Annotated in this window: 12 protein-coding genes; 7 read left to right on the forward strand and 5 right to left on the reverse strand. The window is 53.5% G+C overall.

From position 1 onward, the window contains the following. Positions 1 to 19 precede the first annotated feature (19 nt). From VF639_RS19175 to VF639_RS19185, 3 genes are all read right to left on the reverse strand, one after another. The gene (locus VF639_RS19175) at positions 20 to 784 is read right to left on the reverse strand and encodes an SDR family NAD(P)-dependent oxidoreductase (protein ID WP_331147552.1); all 765 of its coding nucleotides are present in this window, start codon (positions 782 to 784) and stop codon (positions 20 to 22) included. A gap of 297 nt (positions 785 to 1081) precedes the next feature. Further along, positions 1082 to 2944: a RagB/SusD family nutrient uptake outer membrane protein gene (locus VF639_RS19180; RefSeq protein ID WP_331147553.1), complete on the reverse strand. Its 1863-nt coding sequence runs from the start codon at positions 2942 to 2944 to the stop codon at positions 1082 to 1084. Positions 2945 to 2969: 25 nt separating this feature from the next. Beyond that, positions 2970 to 6248: a SusC/RagA family TonB-linked outer membrane protein gene (locus VF639_RS19185; RefSeq protein WP_331147554.1), complete on the reverse strand. Its 3279-nt coding sequence runs from the start codon at positions 6246 to 6248 to the stop codon at positions 2970 to 2972. A 734-nt stretch (positions 6249 to 6982) separates the two neighbouring features. Between VF639_RS19185 and VF639_RS19190 the strand changes: the two genes are divergently transcribed. From VF639_RS19190 to VF639_RS19215, 6 genes are all read left to right on the forward strand, one after another. Then, positions 6983 to 9244 carry an NADP-dependent malic enzyme gene (locus tag VF639_RS19190; RefSeq protein ID WP_331147555.1) on the forward strand — a complete coding sequence of 754 codons (2262 nt, stop codon included), beginning with the start codon at positions 6983 to 6985 and terminating at the stop codon, positions 9242 to 9244. A 128-nt stretch (positions 9245 to 9372) separates the two neighbouring features. Beyond that, positions 9373 to 9978, forward strand: a complete 606-nt coding sequence (ruvA, locus tag VF639_RS19195) for a Holliday junction branch migration protein RuvA (protein WP_331147556.1) — start codon at positions 9373 to 9375, stop codon at positions 9976 to 9978. 39 nt (positions 9979 to 10017) lie between these two features. Continuing rightward, positions 10018 to 17544, forward strand: a complete 7527-nt coding sequence (gene sov / locus VF639_RS19200) for a T9SS outer membrane translocon Sov/SprA (protein ID WP_331147557.1) — start codon at positions 10018 to 10020, stop codon at positions 17542 to 17544. A gap of 163 nt (positions 17545 to 17707) precedes the next feature. Beyond that, a complete protein-coding gene (gene gcvH, locus VF639_RS19205; RefSeq protein ID WP_331147558.1) occupies positions 17708 to 18088 on the forward strand; it encodes a glycine cleavage system protein GcvH in 381 nt (126 codons plus the stop codon). Positions 18089 to 18099: 11 nt separating this feature from the next. Next, complete coding sequence (locus VF639_RS19210; protein WP_331147559.1) at positions 18100 to 18516, forward strand: VanZ family protein; 417 nt, start codon at positions 18100 to 18102, stop codon at positions 18514 to 18516. 83 nt (positions 18517 to 18599) lie between these two features. Further along, complete coding sequence (locus tag VF639_RS19215; RefSeq protein WP_331147560.1) at positions 18600 to 20069, forward strand: M28 family metallopeptidase; 1470 nt, start codon at positions 18600 to 18602, stop codon at positions 20067 to 20069. A 174-nt stretch (positions 20070 to 20243) separates the two neighbouring features. Here the strand turns inward: VF639_RS19215 and VF639_RS19220 are convergent, their stop codons facing one another. Next, entirely contained in the window at positions 20244 to 20789 is a 546-nt protein-coding gene (locus tag VF639_RS19220; protein ID WP_331147561.1) for a hypothetical protein, read from the reverse strand. 321 nt (positions 20790 to 21110) lie between these two features. Next, positions 21111 to 22007, reverse strand: a complete 897-nt coding sequence (locus VF639_RS19225) for a YicC/YloC family endoribonuclease (protein WP_331147562.1) — start codon at positions 22005 to 22007, stop codon at positions 21111 to 21113. Between the two features lie 147 nt (positions 22008 to 22154). Between VF639_RS19225 and VF639_RS19230 the strand changes: the two genes are divergently transcribed. Continuing rightward, a complete protein-coding gene (locus tag VF639_RS19230; RefSeq protein ID WP_331147563.1) occupies positions 22155 to 25004 on the forward strand; it encodes a TonB-dependent receptor in 2850 nt (949 codons plus the stop codon). Positions 25005 to 25074 lie beyond the last annotated feature (70 nt).

A 25074-nucleotide genomic window follows, 5' to 3' on the forward strand; every position in this document is an offset into this window, starting at 1 on the left:
AACCTCCACCAATCACCAATCAGTTATTTAGTTTGGTGAAGCCACCATCCAACGGATAGTCGCAGCCGGTTACAAAACCGGCCTCATCAGAGCAGAGGTAGAGCGCCAAAGCTGCCACCTCATCGGGGGTGCCCATGCGCCCAATGGGTTGGCTGCGCGAAAGCTTGTCGAAGATTTCCTGCTCCTGGCCTGCGTAGTTTTTTGTAATGAAGCCATCCACAAACGGCGTGTGCACACGGGCCGGTGAGATACTGTTGCACCGGATATTGTGCGCCAAATAGTCGCGGGCCACCGACAAAGTCATGGCAAAAATGGCGCCCTTGCTCATCGAGTACGCAAATCGGTCGGTGATGCCAACCAGGGCGGCAATGGAGGCCATGTTTACAATCACGCCGCCGCCATTGGCTTTCAGCTGCGGCACGGCCGCGTACAGGCAGTTGTAGGCTCCTTTCACATTCACGTTGTACACCCGGTCGAAGTCTGCCTCCGCGGTGTTTTCCAGGTTGCCAACATGGGCGATACCCGCGTTGTTAACCAGAATAGCAAGCGGCCCGATTTGGTTGAAAACGGCAAGCACCGGCGCTTGTTGGCTGATATCAACGCTGTGCACCGTGGCTTGCCCTCCAACTTCTTGTATCTCGGCCACCACTTGCTCGCCGGCCGCTGCATTCAACTCAACGATGTGCACCTCGGCCCCCTGGCGGGCGAATATCAACGCAATGGCTTTGCCAATACCACTGCCGCCACCCGTAATAACCGCCTTCTTTCCCGATAGATTGAACATAGGCAAGAGTTTATAAGTAATGCACCAGGCCTCAGTAGATAGGCAACAAAGTCATTTCCAACCCCAAGCAAATCAAGGGAACTGCAAAATGATAAACAATGTGGAATACACTCTCCTGCTGTGTCAGGCCTTTTGCGTGTTATTTCATTTTGCTATTCGCGGTTAGTATAGAAAAGAAAGCGTGTATCGGCACCCATCTGGCATTACTAATAGCTATACTGTTTCCAAAAATAAGGCCACGACCTTCAGAGAAGATCGTGGCCCTTAATGAAAAGAGAAAAGAATAAGCGGTGCTGGCTAGTAACCCTCGTTCTGTATCAATGCTGGGTCAGCGCTGATAGCACTCTGTGGAATAGGTAACAGTTCTTTGCCCATGCCAGGCACATACTCGGCTGCCAAGCCAGTACCCGTGCTAGTAGCTGTAGTAGTACCAATGGCCACTCGGATGCCTGTGGGCCGGGTGTTAGCCACATAAGCAGCATCAATAGATTGACGCCAGTTTACGCGTACTGTACCTGATGGAGCAGTGGTATTGGCAGGCGAAGGGCGGAAGAATGAGCGGGTCCATTGCAAGGCATTAGCTGAGGGCGTGCGGTAATACATATACTGCGGCACGTTCTGGTAAGGGGCTTGGGCTCTTGCTATCTTCTCGATGTTGGCTTTCACCTCATTCAACTTTGTTTCAAGTAGGTTCCAGCGCAGCAAGTCGTATTTGCGAATTCCTTCACTTCCGAATTCTAAATACCGTTCGTTAACAATTGTGTTAAAGAAGCTTGCCTTGCTAGCGTTGAAGCCAGCGCCCAGAGTCGATAGTGCTAGCGCACTATTGCCACCGAAAGCGCGGTTACGAACTTCCAGCAGCGCGTTTTGAGCAGCAGGAGTTGGTCCGTTTAGCTCATTATCGGCTTCAGCAAACATGAGCAGTACATCAGCAAACCGGATGATTGGCCAGTTGTAGTCTAGGTAGTTTACCGTACCGGTTACGGGTGGAGAGTGCCAGTCGCGGCGGAACTTACCGTCGGTAATTGCGCTGAGAGCTACACCCGACTGGAAATTGCTTCTTTCGCCAATTTCATACGTTGTGATTGTAACGGCGCGGCGGGTGTCGGTCGAATCGAAGGCGTAGAAGTAAGGTGGGGCAATGGTAACAGCTCCTTGTGTGGAGCCAAAAGTGCCGTTGGCGTTGCGTAGGCGCGGACCGTTGTAGTAGCCAAGTTTACTGCCTGAGGCCACTGTGGCCGTAGACATGCCTACTTGGAACATAATTTCATTTGCCGACTCTGACCGCAATTGGTTGATGCTCATGAAAACCTCCAAGAAGCTGGGGTTTAGTGTGTGCTCGCCACGGTTAGCCATCAAGTCAGCACATTCCTGCCGCGCAATGCGGTAGTAGTCCAGATAGTCGGCTGGACGCTGCATTTGTTTGCCTTTCAGCGAGTAACCGCCCCGAAACAACGCAATGCGAGCCCGCAGAGCCTTTACTGCTCCCTTCGTGATGCGCTCATTGGGTGTAGCCGCTCTCGAGCGCCAAGGCACAAGCTTTTCAGCTAAGAGCAAATCATCGATCAGCTTAGAAAGTGTGGCGTTGCGGTCGGCATTCGGTAGGTTAAAGTCCTGATCTGGAGAAGAAGGGACAAACTGTGCTGGCACATCACCCCAGTTGCGCACTAGTTCAAAGTAGTATTGCGCGCGCAGGGTTAAGGCTTCGCCATGCAGGCGGTGCAAAGATGCTGTGTCCGCTGCTGTACCACCATTGTAAAGCGTCATCTGCGGAATCTGCTGAATACAGATGTTGGTACGCTCCACGCCCTGGTACAACTGGTTCCAAGGGTTGGTAATCTCGGTGTTAGTTGGCAATGAAGTGTAGCGAGCAATGCTACGTCGGGCACCGTCAGCAGCACCTGCCGAACCAATCATTTCATCGGTATCGTAAGGGAAGTACATGCTTAGGCGCGTGCCATATCCTTGGTCGCCGGAGAGAGGGTCGTAAGCTCCAATAATAGCAGCCGTGGCACCGTCTACAGTGCTAAAGGTATAGGCTGTCGTGTTCAGAGCAACGGGCTCCACATCGAGGTAGTCTTTGCAGGAAGACACCAAACCAGTGGCACCAGCTACCGCTACAGCGGTCAGCGCGGCTCGGAAAGAAATGAACGATTTCATATAGAATGCGAGGATGCAGATGGGATTACAAAGACAAGTTCACGCCAAAGAGGAATGCCCGGCTACGCGGATAAGCAGCATAATCAACACCCGGAGTTAGGGGTGAAGAACGACGGGTACTTACCTCCGGGTCATAACCCGTGTATTTAGTGAAGGTGTGAAGGTTGTTTGCCGTCGCGTAGAAGCGTACAGTAGCAATTTTGGCCCGAACTGTCAATGCTTTGGGCAGCGTATAGCCCAGGGTTAGGTTGTTCACGCGTAGAAACGAGCCATCCTCAACAGCCCACGAGTGCATGAAGTAAGCACGAGTAGGCGTCCAGATATCGGCGTTCTGGTTTACTTCACGCAATTCATCTAGGCTGGTAATGAGGCTACCATCGGTTCTGATAGTGCGGTAGCGGTTGCCCATCACATCGAGCACGTTGTTGAATGCTGTATTGGCTGTGTTCGAAGTAAACTCAATCTTGTTGGCGTTGTAGATATCATTGCCAAGAACAAAGTTTAGGAAGATGCTGGCGTCGAAGCTCTTGAAGGTGAACTGCTGGTTGAAGCCACCTACAAGCTTAGGGTTGGCGTTACCAATTACAGTCTGATCATCAGAGTTTATTCTGCCATCACCATTCAAGTCCTTTAGCTTGATCAAGCCCGGCCGGAAGGCGGTTTCACCAATCAGACCTAGGTTGTTGAGTAAAGGCTGATCGGTTCTAGGAGTCCAAGTACCGAGGCCACCAGCCGTAGTAGCCGGAACGTACGCCGTGAAGTCATCAGCGGTGAGGAAACCGTCAGTCACGTAGCCAAACATCTGCCCTACTGGCTGCCCTACCCGCGCTACGAAGTCTTGGTTCAGGGCAGTACCAGCCCATCCAGAAGCAATACCTGAGATTTCACTTAGCCCGTCACCGAGGCTTTCGATACGGCCGCGGTTGAACGAAGTGTTGGCCGTAGCTGTCCAGGTGAACTTGTCGCTCTGAATAATGGTGCCCGTCAGTTGCAATTCTACCCCGCGGTTTGATGTTTCACCGATGTTCTTCAACTGCGAGAGGTAGCCGAGAACAGATGGAATCGGACGGTTAATCAGCAGGTCGCTGGTGGTGTTGTAGTAGGCGTCGGCCGTAAACTGCACGCGGTTGTCGAGCAGCGCCAAGTCAACCCCTACGTTACGGGAGGTAGTTACTTCCCACTTCAAATCCGGGTTGCGCAAGATGTTAGGTGCCGAACCTAACACAATGCTATGATTCAGCGCGTAAGGTGCGCTACCTGCTTGGAACAAATACTCGGTCTGGAAGTCAGCAATACGGTTGTTGCCGGCCTGACCGTAGCTAAGACGCAGCTTCAGATCCGAAACAGCAGGCAACCCTTTAAAGAAGTTCTCACGCGAGATACGCCAAGCTACCGAAGCACCAGGGAAATAGCCCCACTGGTTGCCCTGACGGAATTTAGAAGAGCCGTCGGCCCGGAACGTACCCGTAAACAGGTAGCGGTCGTCGTAGGAATAGGTTACGCGGGTGAAGCCGGAAAGCAAGCGGTAGTCCTGCGGAATACTAGTGCTTGGTAGGACGGGTTGCGAGGTCTGGCCAGCAGGAAGTACTCCTTGGTTGATGTTTGCTAAAGCGCGCTCAGCAGTGATGTCAACGGGTAGGAAGTTGGTTTGAATGTACTGCTGCGTGTTGCGCTGCTGGTATATTTCCTCTCCAAGCAGCAATCCTATGGAATGCATTCCCTTTTCTACGCTGTAGTCCAGAACGTTGGAGTTGTTGAGCGTATTCTGCCTTGCGGTGGTGATAGTGGCGAAAGGCAATTCGGCGTAGCCACCTGAAGCCTGCCGGATGGTAGGCGAGTACCGACCATTGAAAGTTCTTAGGTTGGTATTCGTAATGTCGAAGCCCGCCGTGGTGCGGAATACCAACCCTTTTGCTAGATCCAGCGAGGCATTAGCGCCAACATTTACGGTCTGTCCCCGGTCATTGCGATACTCGTTGTCGATGGCAACGATGGGACTAACAAGCGAGGAAGTAGCGAAGAATTCTGGGTCAAACGTACTTGGGTCGGGCACGTCACCATTCGCCCTGAGAGCCAACATTGGCTGATACTGCACGGCATTTCGAAGGCGCGAGGTGGTATTGGAACCACTGCTTGAAGTACCGGCTCCATTGGTGCCTTGGTCATTAAAGCGCACGTTCAAGCCGAGACGTAGCTTCTCCGTCGCCTTGGTGTCGAACCGAAAATTTATAAGGTTACGGACATAGTCGGAGCCGCGCTGAATACCATCTTCTTCATTGCGGGTTAAGCTGAGCGCATAAGTAGTGCCCTTCACCCCGCCTGCTATCGATACGTTGTGCGTCTGCTGAAAAGCGTCCCGTCCGAATGCCTCATCCTGCCAGTCAACAAAAGGGGCATTGCGTGCCCGCAATAGTGTATCACTGGCAAAGTTGCTGCTGCCAAATAAAGATTTGAAGGTTGGCAGTCCACCCGCTGCATTACCAATGAGCCGTGACCGTTCGTACTGATAGTTTAAGTAATCGTCAGGTTTCAGGACATCCAGCTTTTTAGTAATACGGCGGAAACCGGCAAAACCGTTGTAGCTAACTACTGTGCGACCTTCAAGGCCCTTTTTAGTAGTGATAATTACTACCCCGTTGGCCCCACGTGCACCATAGATGGCGGTAGCAGAAGCATCCTTCAGAACGTCGACAGAAGCAATATCCTGAGGGGCAATGACACTCAGCGCGTTTTCAATCTGAATACCGTCTACTACGTACAGCGGCGAGTTGTCCTGCGTTACAGAGCCTCCGCCCCGCACGCGCACCTGAACGTTCAAGTTGCCTGGCGTTCCTTCGGCACTAGTAAGCTGCACACCAGCTAAACGACCAGTTAGCGCTTCAGCCGCTGAGTTGACGGGAATATCCTTAATCTGCTGCGCGCTCACCGACGATACCGAGCCAGTCACATCACGGCGTTGTACCGCCTGATAGCCGATGACCACAACGTCACTCAGTGTCTGAGTATCTTCTACCAGCGTTACGCTTACTTGGGCACGGTCGCCAACAGCTACATCCTGCGATACATAGCCGATGTAGCTAACGCGGATAGTGGGGTTCTTTTCGGTGGCGGGCACTGCTAGCAGGAAAGTACCGTCGCTGTTGGTAGAGGCCCCAACCGTGGTGCCTTTCACCACCACCGTTACCCCCGGCAACCCTTCGCCTTTCTCTGATTTTACAACCCCGGAAATGCTCCGTTGCTGCTGAGCCCACGCTGTAGATGCCGCACTAATCATCAGCGGCCACAGCAGTAGTTGTTTTTTCATGGTTGTTGATATAACCGTGGGAAATTTGAAAACATGTTTGAAAGACGCTCGTCAATTGGACTACTAGCTATTCGTATAAGGCTTCTATGAGAAGCCAGCAGCCCTCGCATACCCCTCAGATGAACCAGTAGCAGAATTTGGATTGTCAGCTTATTGATTGACTCACTAATTTTAATAGGATGCCACTGATTTAAGAAGATGGGGCGGTCCTTTTATTTATGCAATCGTTACCGGGAACGTTCTCACATCAATTAGTAAATACGCTTTTCCTTAGTTTCTCTTACCTCGTCGTGCCTGTTCTGTAAATATAGAAGTGGTTAAGAAAAAACACGGGTATCGCGCCTCAATTGAATTATTCTACTATATACCAGTTCTTACATGACAGATGCCGCTACAGTAGGCCCATTGTTTGCTGATAACCGCTCTTACTTGCTGCGCACAACTTAAGTGCGAATGTAGATTTGCGTTTGGCGCACGCAACTACTCTCGGGGTAGGCGCCACTATGACATACTTACTCTTGGGACCAAGAAACGAGGGCCGCTATGCGCACAAACAGCAGCCTTTTTCGATATAATTTCAGCTTCTCATTTGTTGGCAACAGCGCCTCAGTAGCTCACTGAACGAGCACTTTCTTTGGGGCTGATAACGAGCCTAAACTTTGATTCCGGCTGATTTCGCCCCAACTTGCCTGAGCTGTAGGTCCACATACGGCTTCTCACCCAGGAACCCACTCATGCTCAAAATCAACAAACAGGACGCTCTCGATTACCACGCTCAAAATCCCGCCGGCAAGATTGAAGTAGTCCCCACCAAGCCCGTCAGCACGCAGCTTGACCTGGCGCTGGCTTACTCGCCGGGGGTTGCCGAGCCCTGCTTGGCTATTGCCGCCAACAAAGATGATGTCTATAAATACACGGCCAAGGGCAACCTAGTAGCCGTTATCAGCAACGGTACGGCCGTACTGGGGCTAGGTAATATTGGTCCTGAGGCTTCCAAGCCTGTTATGGAAGGCAAGGGCGTGCTGTTCAAGAAGTTTGCCGGTATCGACTGCTTCGATATTGAAATCGATGCCACCGACCCCGACGAGTTTATCCGCATTGTAAAATCTCTGGAGCCCACGTTTGGTGGCATCAACTTAGAGGATATCAAGGCCCCCGAGTGCTTCCGCATCGAGACGGAGCTGCGCGAGAAGATGAACATTCCGCTCATGCACGACGACCAGCACGGGACGGCCATTATTACCTCGGCCGCCTTGCTGAACGCGTTAGAACTGGTTGAAAAAGACATCAGCAAAATCAAGGTGGTGGTCAGTGGTGCCGGAGCAGCGGCCGTATCGTGCTTGCGGTTGTACCTGGCTCTGGGCTTGCAGCTGAAAAACGTGGTGGTGTTCGACAAAGACGGTATCATCAACGAGGCCCGTACTGATCTGGCGCCGTTGCAAATGCACTTTGCTACCTCGCGCTCCATCAGCACCATGGCCGAGGCCATGGAGGATGCCGACGTGTTCCTGGGCCTTTCGGCGGCCAACGTGCTGCCCGCCGAGCTGCTGTTGCGCATGGCCGACAACCCTATTGTGTTTGCACTGGCCAACCCCAACCCGGAAATTGGCTATGAGCTGGCCATGGCTACTCGTCCCGATATCATCATGGCGACGGGTCGCTCCGACCATCCCAACCAGGTTAACAACGTACTCGGCTTTCCTTATATATTCCGGGGGGCGCTCGATGTCCGGGCCACCGAAATCAACGAAGCCATGAAGCTGGCCGCCGTACAGGCCCTGGCCGAGTTAGCCAAAGAGCCCGTACCCGACATGGTGAACCGCGCCTACGGTGACAACACCCTGGCTTTCGGCCGTACCTACCTAATTCCGAAGCCCCTGGACCCACGCCTGATTACGGCCATCAGCCCGGCCGTAGCGCGCGCCGCTATGGAGAGCGGAGTGGCCCGCCGCGCCGTCGAAGACTGGACGGCCTACGAAGATGAGCTGCGCGGCCGGTTGGGCGTGAACCAGAAGCTGATGAACCGCATTACGTCGGCGGCCCGCACCAATCCTAAGCGCGTGGTATTCGCCGAAGCCGACACCTACAAGATTCTGAAAGCCGCTACCATCCTGCACGACGAGGGTATTGCCAAGCCGATTCTACTAGGACCGCGCGAGAAGCTGGCGGCCATTGCGCAGGCCAACAACCTCGACTTGACAGGTTGCGAAATCATTGATATTCTGGAAGAAGACCAGCAACGTGCCGAGTATGCCGAGCTGCTTTACCGTAAGCGGCAGCGCCGGGGCGTCACGCTCTATGAAAGCCGCCGCCTGATGCGCGAGCGGAACTACTACGGCGCGATGATGCTGGAAACCGGGGCCGCCGACGCCTTCATTACCGGCCTCACCAAAGACTACAGCAAAAGCATTTCGCCGGCGCTGCGCGTGATTGGCGTGGAAGACGGAGTGAAGCGCGTCGCTTCGATGTACATCATTCAGCACAAGAAAGGCCCGTACTTCTTTGCCGATACCACCGTCAACATCGACCCTACTGCCGAGGAAATGGTTGACATTATCGGGCTTACGGCGCAAGCTGTACGGTTTTTTGGCACCGAGCCGCGGGTAGCCGTCATCAGCTACTCCAACTTCGGCTCCAACCCCGGTGAGCTGCCCGACAAGGCCCGTCGCGCCACCGAACTAGCCAAAGCCCGTTACCCCGACCTGATTTTGGACGGTGAGATGCAAGCCAACACGGCCCTCAACCCGCAATTGCTGCAAGAGCAATATCCCTTCTCGGTGCTGGCTGAACAGGGCGGTGCCAACACGCTCATTTTCCCCAACGTGATTAGCGGCAACATTGCCTACAAAGTACTCCAGGAAATTGGAGGCGCCGAGGTAATTGGGCCAGTGCTGATGGGAATGCGCAAGCCGGTACACATTCTGCAGCTTGGCGCCTCGGTGCGTGAAATCGTGAATATGGCGGCCATTGCCGTCGTTGATGCACAGCAGGTCTGACCTCAACTAAAGGAAGCGAAGAGGCTGTAGATGTCCAATTTATTTAGTTTAAAATGCCAGTATTTTTGGGATAGAAAACGCAACTTTCGGCGTTTCACTTATCACTTCTTACTTTATTTCCTGACCGCATGATTGCCTACATCGAAGGCCTACTCGCTTATAAAGATCATGCCCAAGCCATTCTCGACGTGCAGGGCATTGGATATGAAATCAAGATTTCGCTGGCTACTTACGGTAAGCTTCCGGCGGAAGGCGAAAAAGCCAAGCTCTACACGTTTCAGCACATCAAAGAGGATGCGCATACGCTCTACGGCTTCCTAGACCCCAATGAGCGGGCGTTGTTTCTGCACCTGATTTCGGTGTCGGGCATTGGGCCAGGCACGGGCATTGTGATGGTGAGTAGCATGAGCGTAGGTGAAATTCGCCATGCTATCATCAACGAGGATGTGCGGGCTATCCAGAGTATTAAGGGCGTGGGACCTAAAACGGCGCAACGCGTCATTATCGATTTGCGCGACCGGTTACGCAAAGATGAATTGTTGGCCAAAGCCGGCGTAGATACCGTTCCGTTGGCCCGGACGCACAATACCAACCGCAGCGAAGCGTTGTCAGCTTTAGTAACGTTGGGCTTTGCCCGGTCGGCTGCCGAAAAGAACTTGGATCAGATTCAAAACAAGCACGGTAACGACCTGAGCGTGGAGGAATTGATTAAGTTTGCTCTTAAGTCGAATTAGCGTTTTTAGGCTGCCAGTATCTATTTTCATTTGTAACACTTGAACTCCGGTAAGAAGTCCCTCACCGCCTCCGTGGTTGTTGTCGTGTCGTTGTTGGCCTGGTGGTCGCGAGCCGAGTCGATGGGAGATTCCACTTTTGCCATGCGGCAATTGTGGGCTTCCTGGCTACCAGGCGTTGCTACCCAAGGAGCAATGCCGTGGCTGATGCCTACGCCGGACACTCCGCGCGTCGTCGTGCCCGACACCAGCCGCTACCGTCCTAGTCGCCGGCCCAGAGTGGCACCGGCCGACCGGGTTGGTACTCCGTTTTCGCCCCAGCGGCGTCAGTCGCCGCTGATCCTGGGTTTGCCTTCCAATATCAAGCCGCAAGTCACCCCCGACGACAGCCTAGAGTATTTCGATGTCGAAGAGCGGGTAGGGCAGGAGTTCAACTTCCGCGACCCTAGCCGCCTCAGCTTCAAAGAATACTCGGAGTGGCAGCAACGTCAGGCTATACGAGACTACTTCCGAAATCGTTCGGCGGGTGGTGTCACCGGCGACTCTAGTACGGCCAATGTGCGCCGCCTTATCCCTAAAATTTACCTCGGCCCCATGGCCGACCGTATTTTTGGGGGGAGCTACGTTGATATCCGGCCAGCTGGCGCCGTGACTTTGCGCATGGGTGCCCGCTTCAACCGCAACCAAAATCCTACGCTCACACTGCGTCAGCAGCGCGTCGGCGATTTTCAGTACGACCAGAACCTGAATCTGAACCTAACCGGGCAGATCGGGGAAAAGCTGCGCCTAACGTTCAACTACGATACCAAGGCGGCGTTCGAGTTCGATAACAACATGAAGCTCGACTACACGGGCTTCGACACCGACATTATCCGCAAAATAGACCTTGGCAACGTCAGCTTGCCCCTCAACAACTCGCTGATTCAGGGCGGGCAAAACCTGTTTGGGGTAAAAACGCAGCTCCAATTCGGGCGCCTGGCCGTGACGGCCGTGGCCAGCAACCTGCGGGGCCAGGCCGACGAGGTGCGGGTGCAAAACGGCGGCCAGAGCCGGCAGTTTGAGCTCAAGGCCAGCCAGTACGAGCGGGACCGGCACTTCTTCCTAAGCCAGTTTTTCCGCGACCGGTACGACCAGGCGCTGAAAAACTTGCCTACCGTTCAGAGCGGCATTGAAATCCGGCGTCTGGAGGTGTATATCACCAACGATAACCGCCAGACTGACAACCTGCGCAACGTAGTGGCGCTGATGGACTTAGGTGAGCCGCGTCGCGTGTACCGCCAAGGCTTCTTGCTACCTAGTCCGCCCACTACGGCCAGCAACACCAGCAACACCGAGTTCAGTGCAATAACTGCTGGTGGCAGCACGGCCCGGGGTGAACTGACCGTCGATAATTTCCTGAGTACACTAACTCCGAACAAGCCGGCCTTAGCTAAGAACGTAGACTTCGAACACGTGCGGGCCCGCAAGCTCGACTCCCGCGAGTACACGTTTAACGCGCAGCTGGGCTACCTCTCCCTGAACACGTCGCTGTTGCCGGAGCAGGTATTGAGCGTAAGCTACGAGTACCTCTACAACGGCAGGACCTACAAAGTAGGGGAACTGGTAGACGACTATTCCAACGTGGGCCAGGACCAGGTTATCTTCATGAAGATGCTGAAGTCCACCAATCCGTCGGTGGGCTTGGTCAACCTGAACGACCCTACCATCAATACCCCGCGGTACAATACTAATTCGGCCACCAACAACCCCAACCTGCTCACGCGGAACCTGCCGACCTGGGACCTGATGATGAAGAACGTGTACTCGTTGAATGCTTCGCAGCTCAACCGGGACAACTTTCAGCTGCAAATCATCTATAAAGACGACCAAACGGGAGTAGACATTGTTTCGCTCAAGGAAGGGGTAAAAATTGTTAACCGGCCGCTGATTGAGGTGCTCAACCTCGACAACGTCAACCCCAACAACGACCGTAATCCTGACGGTAACTTCGACTACTTCCCCGGCATCACCATCGACCCGGAGCTAGGCAAAATCATCTTCCCGGTGGTAGAGCCCTTTGGTAGTTACTTGCGTACTCAGTTTGACACGGTAACCGTCGACGAGCGGCCTTTAATTCAGCGGTACGTGTATCAGGAGCTGTACCAGCAAGTACAGAGCGATGCGCAGCAGCGGCAGGAAAAAGACAAGTTTCTAATCCGCGGCCGGTTCCAGGCTACGGCCACCAACGAAATCAGCTTGCCCGGCCTGGGCATTGCGCAAGGTTCGGTGCGGGTGTACGCCGGGTCGGTGCTGCTCACCGAAGGAACCGACTATCAGGTATTCTACGACCAGGCGATGGTCAAAGTCCTGAATCCGGCCTACCTGAACTCGGCCAACGAGCTGCGCATCGAATTCGAGAAAAATGCCGTGGTGCAGGTGCAGCCGCGCCGGCTGCTCGGCGTCCGGATGGACTATCGCCTCAGCCAGGATGTCAACTTCGGGGCTACCGTTTTGCAGCTGCGCGAAAACCAGGCCCCCGGCATCAACCGGGTGAACATCGGCGACGAGCCCGGCAACAACACCATCTACGGTTTCGACGTGAACATGCGGCGCGACTCGCGGGCCCTCACCAAGTATCTGGACATGCTGCCGCTGATTTCCACTAAGGAACCCTCGTCGGTGGCGTTCAGTGGCGAGTTTGCGCAGTTGCTACCCGGTAAGTCCAAGCTCGGCAACGGGGAAAACGGGGTGTCGTATCTCGACGATTTCGAGAATGCCCGCACGCCGTACACCTTGGGCGGCGTAAACTCGGCGGTGGCCTGGCGCCTGGGCGCAACGCCCCGCACCTTCCCCAACTTCGATGCTACGGCAAACAACACGGCAGGGTATCAGCGGGCGAAGCTGGCTTGGTACACCATCGACCAAACCTACTATACCGGCGGTACCAACCGGCCCAATAACATCGGAGCGGCCGACATCAGAAATCACTATATCCGGGGAGTTCAGCGCACCGAAATATTCCCCAACCGCGACGTGGGGGCCGTCAACAATGCCTACGAGTATACGTTTGACCTCGCCTATTACCCCAAAGAGCGAGGCCAGTACAACTATAACCCAACGTTGGGCCTGCCCGAAACCAATTTCGGCGCTATCTCACGCGAGATTACCTTCGATACCGACTTCGACAATGCCAACGTCGAGTATCTGGAGTTTTGGATGATGGACCCCTTTATCAGTGGGGAGAATGCGAGAATAGATGACGGCGTAAACCCGGCCTTCAATGCAGATCAGAACCAGGGCGGTAAACTGCTGATCAACCTGGGCTCGGTGTCGGAAGACGTGTTGCGTGACGGCCAGTACGAGTTCGAGAACGGCCTACCGACCACCAATGACCCCACCGACATAGACCAAAGCAGCCGCCCGACGCCTTGGGGAAGAGTATCCCGGCAACAGTTCCTGACGGACGCCTTTAGCAGCGCCGGCCGCAACCAGCAGGATGTTGGTATCGATGGTTTAGACGACACCGAGGAATCCACCTTTTTCGGGGCCGCTTTCGGGGCTGACCCATCATCCGACAACTTCCGCCACCACCTCGACCCCTTCTACGAGCAGAACGATGTGAAGATTTTGGGTCGTTACAAGCAATACAACGGCCTGGATGGAAATTCCCGGGAAAACAGCCAGCTCAGCTCTACTGCCTTCCCCGACAAGGAAGACCTAAACCGTGACAACGTTATTTCCGATACCGAGCGCTATTTCGAATACGAACTAGACCTGCGGCAAGGCCAACTTGCGGTGGGTAGCAACTACATCGTCGACAAGGTTACGAACAACAACAACATCACCGGCGAGCAGGTATCGTGGTACCAGGTCCGGATTCCGATTCGGTCTTACACGCGCGTACAAGGTCCTGCTGACGGGGGCCTGCCAAGCTTTAAATCCATCCGGTTTATGCGCCTGGTAATGACGGAGTGGAAAGATCCGGTGGTGTTGCGAATGGTGCAGCCGCAGTTCATTGCCAACCAGTGGCGCCGCTACCTGGGGCCAATTTCCGACCCTAATGTGCCGTGCGTTAACTGCGGCGAAACTGCTGCGGCTTTCAACATCAGCACCGTAAGCCTGGAAGAAAACGGCGGCAGCAGCGACCAGGAAGCTGTGCCATACGTGCTGCCTCCTGGTATTGCCCGAGACAAGGAATATGGTTCCAGCACCGTGAATCGCCAGCAGAACGAGCAGAGCCTGCGTCTGTGCGTGGAAGGTCTGCGCGACGGTTTCGGGCAGGCGGCTTATAAAAATCTGAGCTTAAACCTAGTGCGCTACAAAAAGCTGCGCATGTTCCTGCACGCGCAGAGCGAGGATAATTCAGTGCGCGACGGACAAGTGGAAGCCTTCGTTCGCCTCGGTACCGACTACAACCAGAACTACTACGAGTACCGCAAGCCCTTGGTCATAACGCCTAATGGCACGGTAAGAACCAGAACTGACCTGATCTGGCCCGATGAGAACGTGGTGGATATCGATCTGCAACGCTTCATCGACGCCAAAGCCGAGCGCAACCGGTTGGTAAACGAAGGAACAGCCACCTACACCGGTACATTCATAGTAAACAACCCCGACGGTTCTAGTATCAGGGTGGTGGGCAACCCCGACATCAGCTCGGTGCAGGGCGCCATGATTGGTATTTTCAACCCCGCCAATGACGACCGCGCCAAGTCGGTGTGCTTGTGGGCCGATGAGCTGCGGGTATTTGATTTCGACCGGCAAAACGGCTGGGCTGCTACTGCGCGCTTCAACACCAAGCTGGCCGACCTTGCCAACATCACGGCCACGGGCAGCTATACGTCGGTTGGGTTTGGCGGCTTGCAAGACAAGCTTCAGCAACGCTCCCTCGATGAAATCACGCGGGGCGACGTTAACGCCACCGTAGCAGTAGAGAAGTTTTTCCCCGAGAAGCTCGGCCTCCGGGTGCCCGTGCTGGTACAAGCCGGCTACGAAAGCCGCGCCCCCCAATACGACCCGCTCGACCCCGATACCAAGCTCGACCAGTCGTTGCGCAAATTTAAGGATGACGCCGACCGGGCTGCCTATCGCAAAGAGGTTATCGACCAAACCAACAGCCGGAGTATTAGCGTGCTAAACGTGCGCAAGGAGCGCACCAACACCGAGCGCAAACCCAAGCCCTACGATGTCGAGAACCTGGCGCTCAGCTATTCTTATACCGAGCGCACCCACACCGATATCAATACCGACCGGGACTATACGCGCTCCTACAACGGCGCGCTGGCGTACGTGTATCAGAATACGCCCAAGGTGTATACGCCCCTGGCGAAAGTGAAGGCGCTCGACTCCCCGTACCTGAAGTTTTTGCAGGAAGTGAACTTCACGCCGTTGCCTACCCGCTTCTCGTTCCGCGCCGACATCGACCGGCGCTACAACGAGCGGTTCTTGCAGCGTGCCCTCACACCCGGTTCCATACCGGTAATAGCAGGCCCCGGTATTTTCCAGAAGTCGTTTTATTTCAACCGCATTTATGACCTGCAATGGGCGCTTACCAAGGCCCTGACCTTTGACTACACGGCCAACAACCGCGCCGTGGTAGACGAAGGCATTGGCAGCACAATCGACGGCTCGGACATTGCCCGGCAAAACCGGGAGCAGCTCCGCGAAAACCTGTTCCGCCGCGGTGGGCGCACCACCAACTTCAACCAAACCGTCGCCCTGACCTACCGGCTACCCCTCGACAAGTTCCCGCTCACCGACTGGCTGTCGGCCGATACGCGCTATGCGGCCAACTACACCTGGCAAGCAGCTTCTACGGCCTTGCGGGCGCCTAATCCGCAGCTGATCAACGGCATACCCGACCCAAACGACACTACTACCGTGCCTTTGAACCTTGGTAACACCATTCAAAACAACGGCGAGTTAAGTGCCAACGGCAAAATTGATTTGGTGAAGCTCTACAACAAGGTGCGCTTCCTCAACATCATCAACAACGCTCCGCCGCCCGGCCAGGCCAACAAAGCAGGTGCCCGAGGCGCATTAGCCCCCGGCGTGGTGCGCCGCCCCGGCGATGCGCAAGCCGGAGCTGCGCCCGCCGATACGGCCAAGGGGCCTGAGCTGCGTTTCCTGAAAGCGGTGCTTCGCTCCCTGATGACGGCCCGCTCGTTGAACTTCACCTATACTCGCAGCAACGGCACCCTGCTGCCGGGCTATTTGCCTCGTACCCGGTTCTTCGGCCTTAACAGTGACTGGGACGCGCCGGGGGTGCCGTTCCTATTGGGCAAGCAGTATGACTTGAATGAGCTATTCGAGCGCACAAATTCTCGTGGCTGGTACACTGACCGAAGTGATCTGCTCAACACGCCCCTTAGCTCTCTGCTGACCAGCAATCTTGTGTACCGCACCGCGCTGGAGCCATTCCGCGACTTCAATATTCAAGTGGAGGGCCGGACGCAAAAGGTGCAAAATCGCGAAGTATTTTACCGGACGCTGGTGAACGACACTACCCTGTTGCCGCTGCCAGAAGGCCCTACCCCCAGCAACCCGCTTGGGTCGGGCTCGTTCAGCGTCTCCATTGTTACTATTCAAACTTTGTTCGGCGACTTATCCAAAGAAGGAACCGTTTCCAAGTCCTTCGACCGATTCTTGCGTAATCGGCAATTCGTGCAGCAACAGTTGCAGGCAACTGCCCCATTAGATAATAATGTTCTCCAAGGATCCTACGGCTACAATTCGCAAGATGTGCTGATTCCTGCTTTCTTGGACGCCTATCGTGGCAAGTCGTCGGATGGGTACAAGGCCAAGAAGTTCAATCCATTTGCCCAGCTACCTATTCCCAACTGGCGCGTCGATTACAACGGCTTGGCGGAAATACCTTTCATGAAGCGCTACTTCCGCTCTATCTCTCTTACGCACGCGTATTCTTCGGTGTACAATGTGGCCAGCTACACCACGGCTACAGGCTACACCTCGGTGCCACAAGGGTTTAGTACCTTAGTTAATGCATCAGGCCAGTACATACCCTATTACGTGCTTGGGCAGGTAAGCATTGCTGAGCGTCTGACACCACTCATTGGGGTTAATTTCCAGACGCTGGAGAAGATAACCGGCCGCTTGGAATTCCGGACTGAGCGGGCCGTGGGCCTCAACACCACCAACGCGCAGGTTACGGAACTGCGCACGCAGGAACTGGTAATTGGCTTTGGTTACGCTACCAACCGCCTAAAACTCCCCTTCCGGGTAGGTGGGGAGCAGAAAGTGCTGAAGAACGAGTTAACTGCCCGTCTCGACCTAAGTATTCGGGACAACGTGACTATTCAGCGCACCATTGAGGATGTGGTTAACCCAGCCTACTTACCCAATGGCGACGTTAACCCCGCAGTGGAAACTAATCTTGGCCGTTCGTACAGCCTACCAACTAATGGTACCAAACAGCTTCAGCTCCGGCCCACCATCGACTATATACTCAACCAGCGCCTGAATCTGCAGTTCTTCTTCACGCGCACCGTTACCAAGCCTCGCGCAGGGCTTTCCTACGAGAATTCCACCACTGAAGGGGGCATACAGCTACGCTACAGCCTATCGCAGTAGATAATTTGGTGACTGAGTGATTCAGTGCATTTGTTGTTCAATCCGCGCATATTGCGCCAGACAAGCAGCAAACGCACTGAATTACTCGGTCACTAAATCACCATTTCACCGTACTTTTGAAGTGCCGCGCTAGGCGGCTATCTTTTCCTTCCAACCAGTTCTTATGAATCTTCCTGCCAACCTCAAATACACAAAAGAGCACGAATGGATCCGCGTAGAAGGTGGCGTTGCCTACATCGGCATCACCGACCACGCCCAGAAAGAGCTCGGCGATATTGTATATGTCGATATTGATACCCTCGACAAAGAGGTTGCTCAGGATGAGGTGTTCGGTACGGTGGAAGCTGTAAAAACAGTATCCGATCTGTTTAGCCCCATCTCCGGAACTGTGCTGGAAGTGAACAGCCACCTGGAAGGAAGCCCAGAAGCCGTAAACTCCGACCCCTATGGGGAAGGCTGGATGGTGAAGATATCCATTGCTAATCCGGCCGAGCTAGACGCTTTATTGTCAGCTGAGACGTATGGTGAGCTGGTAGGTGCCTAAGCAACTTATTCGTGTCGACTAGGGTAGTAACCGCGCCGCCCACGCCCCGTGGCCGTCCTTTGGTGGGCTTGCCGCTGGCGTGGGCGGCGCTGGTTTTGGGCCTTACGCTTACGCCGGCTGAGGACATGCCGGAGCTGCCACCGTGGGAGCTTATCTCTTTTGATACGGCTGCCCACGCTTTCGTTTTCGGGGTGTTAGCTGTGTTGGCGATTTTCTCGGTGCGTCGGCAGCAGGCATGGCCACAACTGCGTCGGTGGGGCTATCAGGCAGTCTTCTGTGGCAGTATAGCATTCGGTCTGCTAATTGAGCTTCTGCAAACGGTTATGCATATGGGCCGCCACGGCGAGTGGTCTGATGCTCTTAGTGATGGCATTGGCGTCGGAGCGGGCCTGCTGTTGGCTTACGCTACGCGCCGGTGGTGGGAGTAAAGCAAGGCTCTTTTCTAGCCTTAATTCCTGGGAGTGGCCTGCGTAGCTACTAACAAGCTTGCGTATGGCTGGTACATTAGCCAATGAGCAACTTCAACTACGCAGCCAGAAGAAAGTCAAGCACGCCCGTTCTCTATATCCGTGCTTCAATACAAAGCCTGAGTACTTCCAGCCTTTTCCGCCAGCCTCAGGCGGCGGTGCTGGCCGTAGTGCTACTTGGGTTGGTGGGCTCGTCGACCCCAGCAGCAGGGCAGGATATGCCCCGCGTACGCCGCACAATTCAAGACCTAACGGCACCTAGTATGCAGGGCCGTGGTTACGTGCGCCGGGGCGACCAAAAAGCGGCCGAATATATACGTCGCCGTTTTCGTCGGCTTTATCTGCAGGAACTGTCCCCTAACTACACGCAATCTTTCCAACTCGATGTAAATACCTTTCCGGGTGAGCTGAAGCTGAAAATTGATTCTAGCTTGGGTATGCTGCACTTACCAATATTCGGTGGCTACCACCGGTTGCAACCTGGCTTAGACTTTATCGCGGCCCCTGGTTCGGGAGCTGGTCGTGTTGGTGGCTCCTTTTCTGCCGCCGCTGTTATACCACTCGACACCACTGTTTTTTCTGATTCCTCAACTCAGCAGCGTATTTTACACCGGCCGTGGAATGGAAACGGTATAGTAGTAAATGCCCGCCATGCGCGTCAGCTTAGTACGTTGCCCGCGCCGTTGCGCCAGCACCTCGATTCAGCCGCTTTTATGCTGACTGTTGTGCCCAAGCTCACCGCGTCGCTAACGAACCAGCAGGACCGGCAAATAAAGCTTGACATACTCGAGTCAGCGTGGCTTAAATCGACTAAACATTCCTCTTCTGCAACTTCTGCATCGGTGCCAACCTATGTTGCGTTGCGTGTTGATGCCAAGCTAGAGCAGAAGTATCAAACCCAAAATGTGGTAGGATATGTACCTGGCCAGATTCATCCCGACTCGTTTCTGGTTGTAACCGCTCATTACGATCATCTTGGAACCATGGGACGGCGCACGTACTTTCCGGGTGCCAACGACAACGCCAGTGGCACAGCTATGCTACTGGAACTGGCTGCGTACTATGCCCGCCCTGAAAACAAGCCCGCTTACTCTGTGGTGTTTATCGCCTTCGGAGCCGAAGAAGCAGGTTTGGTAGGTTCTACCTACTTTGTGAGCAACCCCCTGATACCGCTTGAGCGTATTCGATTTTTAGTGAATCTAGATCTGTTAGGCACCGGTTCCGAAGGAGTGACCGTTGTAAACGGGCGTGAGCTGCCGGTCCCGTTTCAACTGCTCCAACGCCTCAATGAAACCAGTAAAGCAGTACCAAGCTTAGCGGCTCGGGGGCGTGCTGCCAATTCCGACCACTTTCCATTTTCCGAGCGCGGCGTTCCAACCTTTTTCCTGTACACCCGTGGCGGTATCACCGCCTATCACGACGTGCAAGACCGCGCCGAAACACTGCCCCTGACAGCTTTCGCTAACGTCTTCGGGCTCATCCGCAGCTTCCTTGACTCGCTTGGTGCTCGTTGAAATTCAAGCAACTGATGTTAGCACAGACTTCGAATACAAGTTATTATATGACTGCTTGTCGGGGTAAGTAAAACTATGATAGCAGTGTCTCCCATCAAAAGCAAACAGCCCCCAAATCAAGTTTTGACTTGGGGGCTGTTTGCTTTTGATGGGAGTAGAAGAACGATATAATCTCTATTCGTTCGTTCTGAAAGAACCCATTATTTGTTTGGCCACTGTTTCCCACTCTGGCTTCTGGCGGTCGGCGCAGGTAAAGGTGCACATGAGGAGCTTGCCTTCTACATCGGTGAAAAAGATAAGCTGATATACCTCGTGACCAAGCTCAGGCTTCATCAACTCAAGGTAACCTACTTTACGGCCACTTACCTCTTTGATACCGTTGCCGAACCACTTAGCTTCTTTAAACTGCTTGGCATAGGTTTTATAGAAGTTGACGGCATATATATCGATCATGTCCTGATCGGCGGTGTTGTCCGTGTAGGTAAAGGCTAAGCTAGCCTCTTTGCTGTTCGTGTAAATTACACTCGGACGGCTCTGAGCCCGAGCGTAGTTGAAGTCCATTTGCTGTTCGCTCATGACCTCAAACCCTTTCGGAATCAAAATTTCAACTCGCTCGCTTAGTACGCGCTTTTTAATCAACTCTATTTCAGCGTAAGGACGAAAGGCCGTCAATACAAGCAAGAGGCAAAGCGTAAATGGTAATAGTACTACTTTTTTCATGATAATTGATTGAAAAAAGATGAAAATCAACTTTGGGTTTAACTCGAATGCCAAACTATCTATCTGTTTGGAGAACACAATTTACGAACGATTTTTCGACTTGCAAGAAAGAGTTTATAAATAGTTTTCGGAAGTAGGACCGATAAAGCTGAAAATCGTCGATTTAAGCAAATTAAGCGAGATTATTAAATTCTTATGTATCGAGTGAAGAGTAAATATTTTTATCAATATGCAGGGAAAATCTAAAAGCGAATTTAAATATTAACATTATACATTTTATTGATAAAGTTCAAGTATAGCCACTTAAGCTTTCAGTTGCACTCAAAGAATATTATTGACTTGTTCCTTTATTTTTTCCAATTCCTCTTTCATACCAACTACTAAGTGTTGTACAATAGAGTCGTTGGCCTTTGATCCGATTGTGTTGATTTCGCGACCAATTTCCTGTGAAATAAAAGCTAATTTCTTGCCAGTAGGTTCTGGCAGATATACAGTTTCGGTGAAATAGTGCAAATGGCTGACTAACCGTACTTTTTCCTCGGCGATATCTAGTTTCTCTATATAGTATATAAGCTCTTGTTCGAAGCGAACTTGGTTGAATTGCTCGCTACTAGCCAGGTCAGCCAGATGAGCGCGTAGCCGTTCCCGCACTTGCTCTACTCGGTTAGGATCATGGCGTTCAATTTCCGCTAGTTGGATCCGTATACTATCTAGGTATCCTAAAATCTCGGTGGTTAAGGTTTGACCCTCCGTGCGGCGAAACTCGTTGGTACGGTCTAGTGCCTCCTGTACCAAAGGCAAGAGCTCATCCCAACCTATTTCGTCTTCCTGCTCAGGTAGCGCTACTCCTTCGGCCGGCAGGCGCATGCTGCCTGGTAGTGCCTTGGCAATGCTTGCTAGGATATCAAGCGGAGCTCCTGTACGGTTGCTAAGATCTACTAGTTCCTGATAAGCAGCGGCTAGGGCGGCTTGGTTGATTATGCCTGTTTGGCTGCTGGTAGCTCGTGCCCGAGTGAAATCAAAATTTAAGTTCACTTTGCCACGCACCAAGCTTCTGGTCACCAGATTCCGGATTTCTAGTTCTCGGTCTTGTAGAAAGCGAGGCAAGCGTAGCGTCAAATCCAAAGATTTGGAATTCAAGGATTTAATCTCGACGGTAGCAGAGTAAGAGTCGGTGTCACGGTGGGCAACACCGTAACCAGTCATGGATTGAAGCATGGGTAGAAAAGGTAAAAAGGCCGCAAAAGTAGTGTTTTCTTTCAGGTTCAGAGGCGCTTAAGAGACGCGTAACATAAGGGTAATCTGCGCGCAATCTTGGCGTAATAGGAGCCCGGTAATTTTGTGACGCCAACGAAAATTCACTGTATGCGTCATCTTTTCCTCCTGTTTTTAGGCCTGTTGTTTAGCACGCTAACAATGGCCCAACAAGGCTCTATCGTCGGCAAGGTTACCGATAAAAAAACCGGTGATGGTGTAATTGGAGCCACCGTCATTGTAACGGGTACCGTGCAGGCCGCCCCTGTTGATGTCGAGGGTAACTACGAATTGAAACTCGATCCGGGTTCCTACAATATTACGATAACCTACATCGGCTATAAGCCGCTGACTTTTACGGGTATTACCGTAGCGGCGGGCAACAAAACAACGCTAAATGGGGTGATGGAGGAAAGTGCTACCTCATTGAAAGACGTAGTAGTAACGGGCCAGAAGCAAACTGGTACCGAGGTAGCTCTGATCCAAGACCTCAAGAAAAGCGAGGTGGTGGTAAGTGGCATGAGTAGTGACCAGATTGTGAAAACCCTTGACCGAGACGCGGCCGAGGTAGTAAAACGCATTCCGGGCGTAACCGTTCAGAACAACAACTTCATCGTTATCCGGGGGTTAGCTGAGCGCTACAATACCGTGCTACTTAACGATGCCCTAACGCCCTCGGCTGAAACGGATACTCGCTCCTTCTCATTCGATATTCTGCCTAGCTCCGCCATTGATAGAATTCTGATTTTCAAATCCGGCTCACCGGAGTTGCCAGGCGAATTTGGTGGTGGCGTGGTGAAGGTGTATACCAAGAATAGCGTGCTGGAAAACACAACCAGCCTCACGGTATCGGGGTGGGCCCGGTCCACCAACACGTTCAAGAGCGGCTACTTGCAGTCCAACCACAGCTCCACTGACTTTCTGGGCTTCGACAACGGGCAGCGCGAGCTGCCCGGCGTGCTGGCCGGGTTAAGTGGCCAAGGCTCGACCACTAATGCCGACCAACTGCAGGAAGCGCAGGGGAAATTGCGGAACGAGTTTCTGCCGCGTAGCTCGATGTCGCGGCCCGACCTGCGTATCTCACTGGGCGTCAACCGTAAATTTGAAGTGGGGAGCGTGTATGTCAGCAACGTAACCTCGCTTTCGTATGCCAACACGCAGGAGCAGAACACCTCTATTCGCCAGCGCTTTACGGCGTATAATCCGCAGATGCCGGATCAGATACCAGGCAAATTTTTCAACTACGTTGACAACCGTAATCTGTCGGCGGTGCGCCTGGGCATTATTCACAACTACCAAGCCCGCATCAACGACCGAAACCGGGTGGAGTTTCGCAACTTCTTCAACCAGTACGGCACCGACGAGGTAGTGAACCGCAAAGGCGAAAACTTCGATGATGGCGAGCGGAACGACTACTCGCTCCATTATCAGAGCCGTACCATCTACTCGGGGCAGCTGGGCGGCAACCACGAGGTAGGCCCGGCCAACCGCACCACCCTGACTTGGGCGGGCGGTTATAACTACGTATTCCGCGACGAGCCTGATTACCGCCAGAACCAACAAACCCGCCTGCTGGTAGCTGGCAAGCCCGGCGACTTGAATCCGGCGCCGTTTCAGGTGGCCATCAACAACGTGCCCACTACCAGCGCCCGCTACTATGCTACGCTGAAGGAAAACACCTACATGGCTAGCGGGCAGGTGGAGCGGCGCTTTCATGGCCGCGACACGCTCAGCGTGAACCAGTACAAGCTGCGCCTCGGGTTTTATGCCGAGGACAAAGAGCGAAACTATGATAGCCGCTACTTCAATTATGCCCGTGGCAGCTCCCGTACCTTCGACCAGAGTATTGCCGAGCAGCCACTGGAAACGATTTTCAGCGCCGATAACCTGAATGCAACCACTGGGTTTGTGTTGCGCGAGGGTACGCAGCCCCAGGACCGCTACACTGGTAAGAACCGGCTTGCCGCTGCGTACTTAAGCGGGGTGGCACCGCTCTCTGAACAGTTCAACCTAACGGGTGGTGTGCGCGTAGAGTATAACCGGAAGACCTTGCGCTCGGGAATCAGCCAGGGCGAGGACACCTATAAAGAAGAGCGCACGTTTGTGCTGCCCTCGCTAAACGCGACTTATAATATCAATGAGCGTCACTTGCTTCGGGCTGGGGTGAGTGAGTCGGTGAACCGGCCAGAATTTAGAGAGGTTGCTGATTATCAGTACTATGATTTCTCAAACAACTTTTTCGTTATTGGTTCAAATTCGTTGCGCACGGCCCGGATCTATAACGCCGACCTCCGCTACGAGTTTTACCCAACCCGCTCGGAAATGCTTTCTTTCGGGCTGTTTGGTAAAAGGTTCATTGATGCCATCGAGCAGGTAACCCGTTCCACTACCGGTTCTGAGTTGACGCTCACCTACCAGAATGCCGACAAGGCCTACGATGTAGGCGTGGAAGTGGAAGCCCGGAAGTCTTTGCTGGATATGACGGAAAATGCGTTTTTGCAGCGTATCTCCTTTGTGGTCAACGCCTCCTTTATCCGCAGCCGCGTAGACCTGGATACCACCCTGGCTGACAACAAGAACTTCGCCCTTACCAACCGCCCACTGCAAGGGCAGTCGCCGTACGTGGTTAATCTAGGAACATTCTACCAGGACGATGAAAACCATTGGCAGATATCGGTGCAATACAACGTCATTGGGCCACGCATTGCTTTCGTGGGCGACCAGAACCAAAACTACTCGGTGATTGAGTTGCCCCGGCACATTGTGGACTTGGCTGTGACCAAGGGTTTGGGTTCGCACCTAGAGGTGCGGGCAGGCATCCAGAACATCTTCAACCAAGAAGTACGGCAGTATTACGACTTCGATCGTAACGGCAAAATCAATGGTATTGAGGATGGCGCCGCCTTTGCCCGCTACAAGCGCGGCACCTACTCTACGCTAGGGCTGACGTACCGGTTGTAGGCGGCCGAATTGAGGTAACAGTTTCTTAACAGAAAACAGGCAGAAACGTAACGTCGGGCATTCGTTGCAG

Source organism: Hymenobacter sp., from assembly GCF_036387835.1.
Taxonomy (GTDB): domain Bacteria; phylum Bacteroidota; class Bacteroidia; order Cytophagales; family Hymenobacteraceae; genus Hymenobacter.

Excerpts from the sequence above, each read along its gene's own strand:
- VF639_RS19215 (WP_331147560.1), top strand. The coding sequence starts at position 18,600 with ATGAGCAACTTCAACTACGCAGCCAGAAGAAAGTCAAGCACGCCCGTT.
- VF639_RS19185 (WP_331147554.1), bottom strand. The coding sequence starts at position 6,248 with ATGAAAAAACAACTACTGCTGTGGCCGCTGATGATTAGTGCGGCATCT.
- gcvH (WP_331147558.1), top strand. The coding sequence starts at position 17,708 with ATGAATCTTCCTGCCAACCTCAAATACACAAAAGAGCACGAATGGATC.
- VF639_RS19175 (WP_331147552.1), bottom strand. The coding sequence starts at position 784 with ATGTTCAATCTATCGGGAAAGAAGGCGGTTATTACGGGTGGCGGCAGT.
- VF639_RS19230 (WP_331147563.1), top strand. The coding sequence starts at position 22,155 with ATGCGTCATCTTTTCCTCCTGTTTTTAGGCCTGTTGTTTAGCACGCTA.
- ruvA (WP_331147556.1), top strand. The coding sequence starts at position 9,373 with ATGATTGCCTACATCGAAGGCCTACTCGCTTATAAAGATCATGCCCAA.
- VF639_RS19180 (WP_331147553.1), bottom strand. The coding sequence starts at position 2,944 with ATGAAATCGTTCATTTCTTTCCGAGCCGCGCTGACCGCTGTAGCGGTA.
- VF639_RS19190 (WP_331147555.1), top strand. The coding sequence starts at position 6,983 with ATGCTCAAAATCAACAAACAGGACGCTCTCGATTACCACGCTCAAAAT.
- VF639_RS19225 (WP_331147562.1), bottom strand. The coding sequence starts at position 22,007 with ATGCTTCAATCCATGACTGGTTACGGTGTTGCCCACCGTGACACCGAC.
- VF639_RS19220 (WP_331147561.1), bottom strand. The coding sequence starts at position 20,789 with ATGAAAAAAGTAGTACTATTACCATTTACGCTTTGCCTCTTGCTTGTA.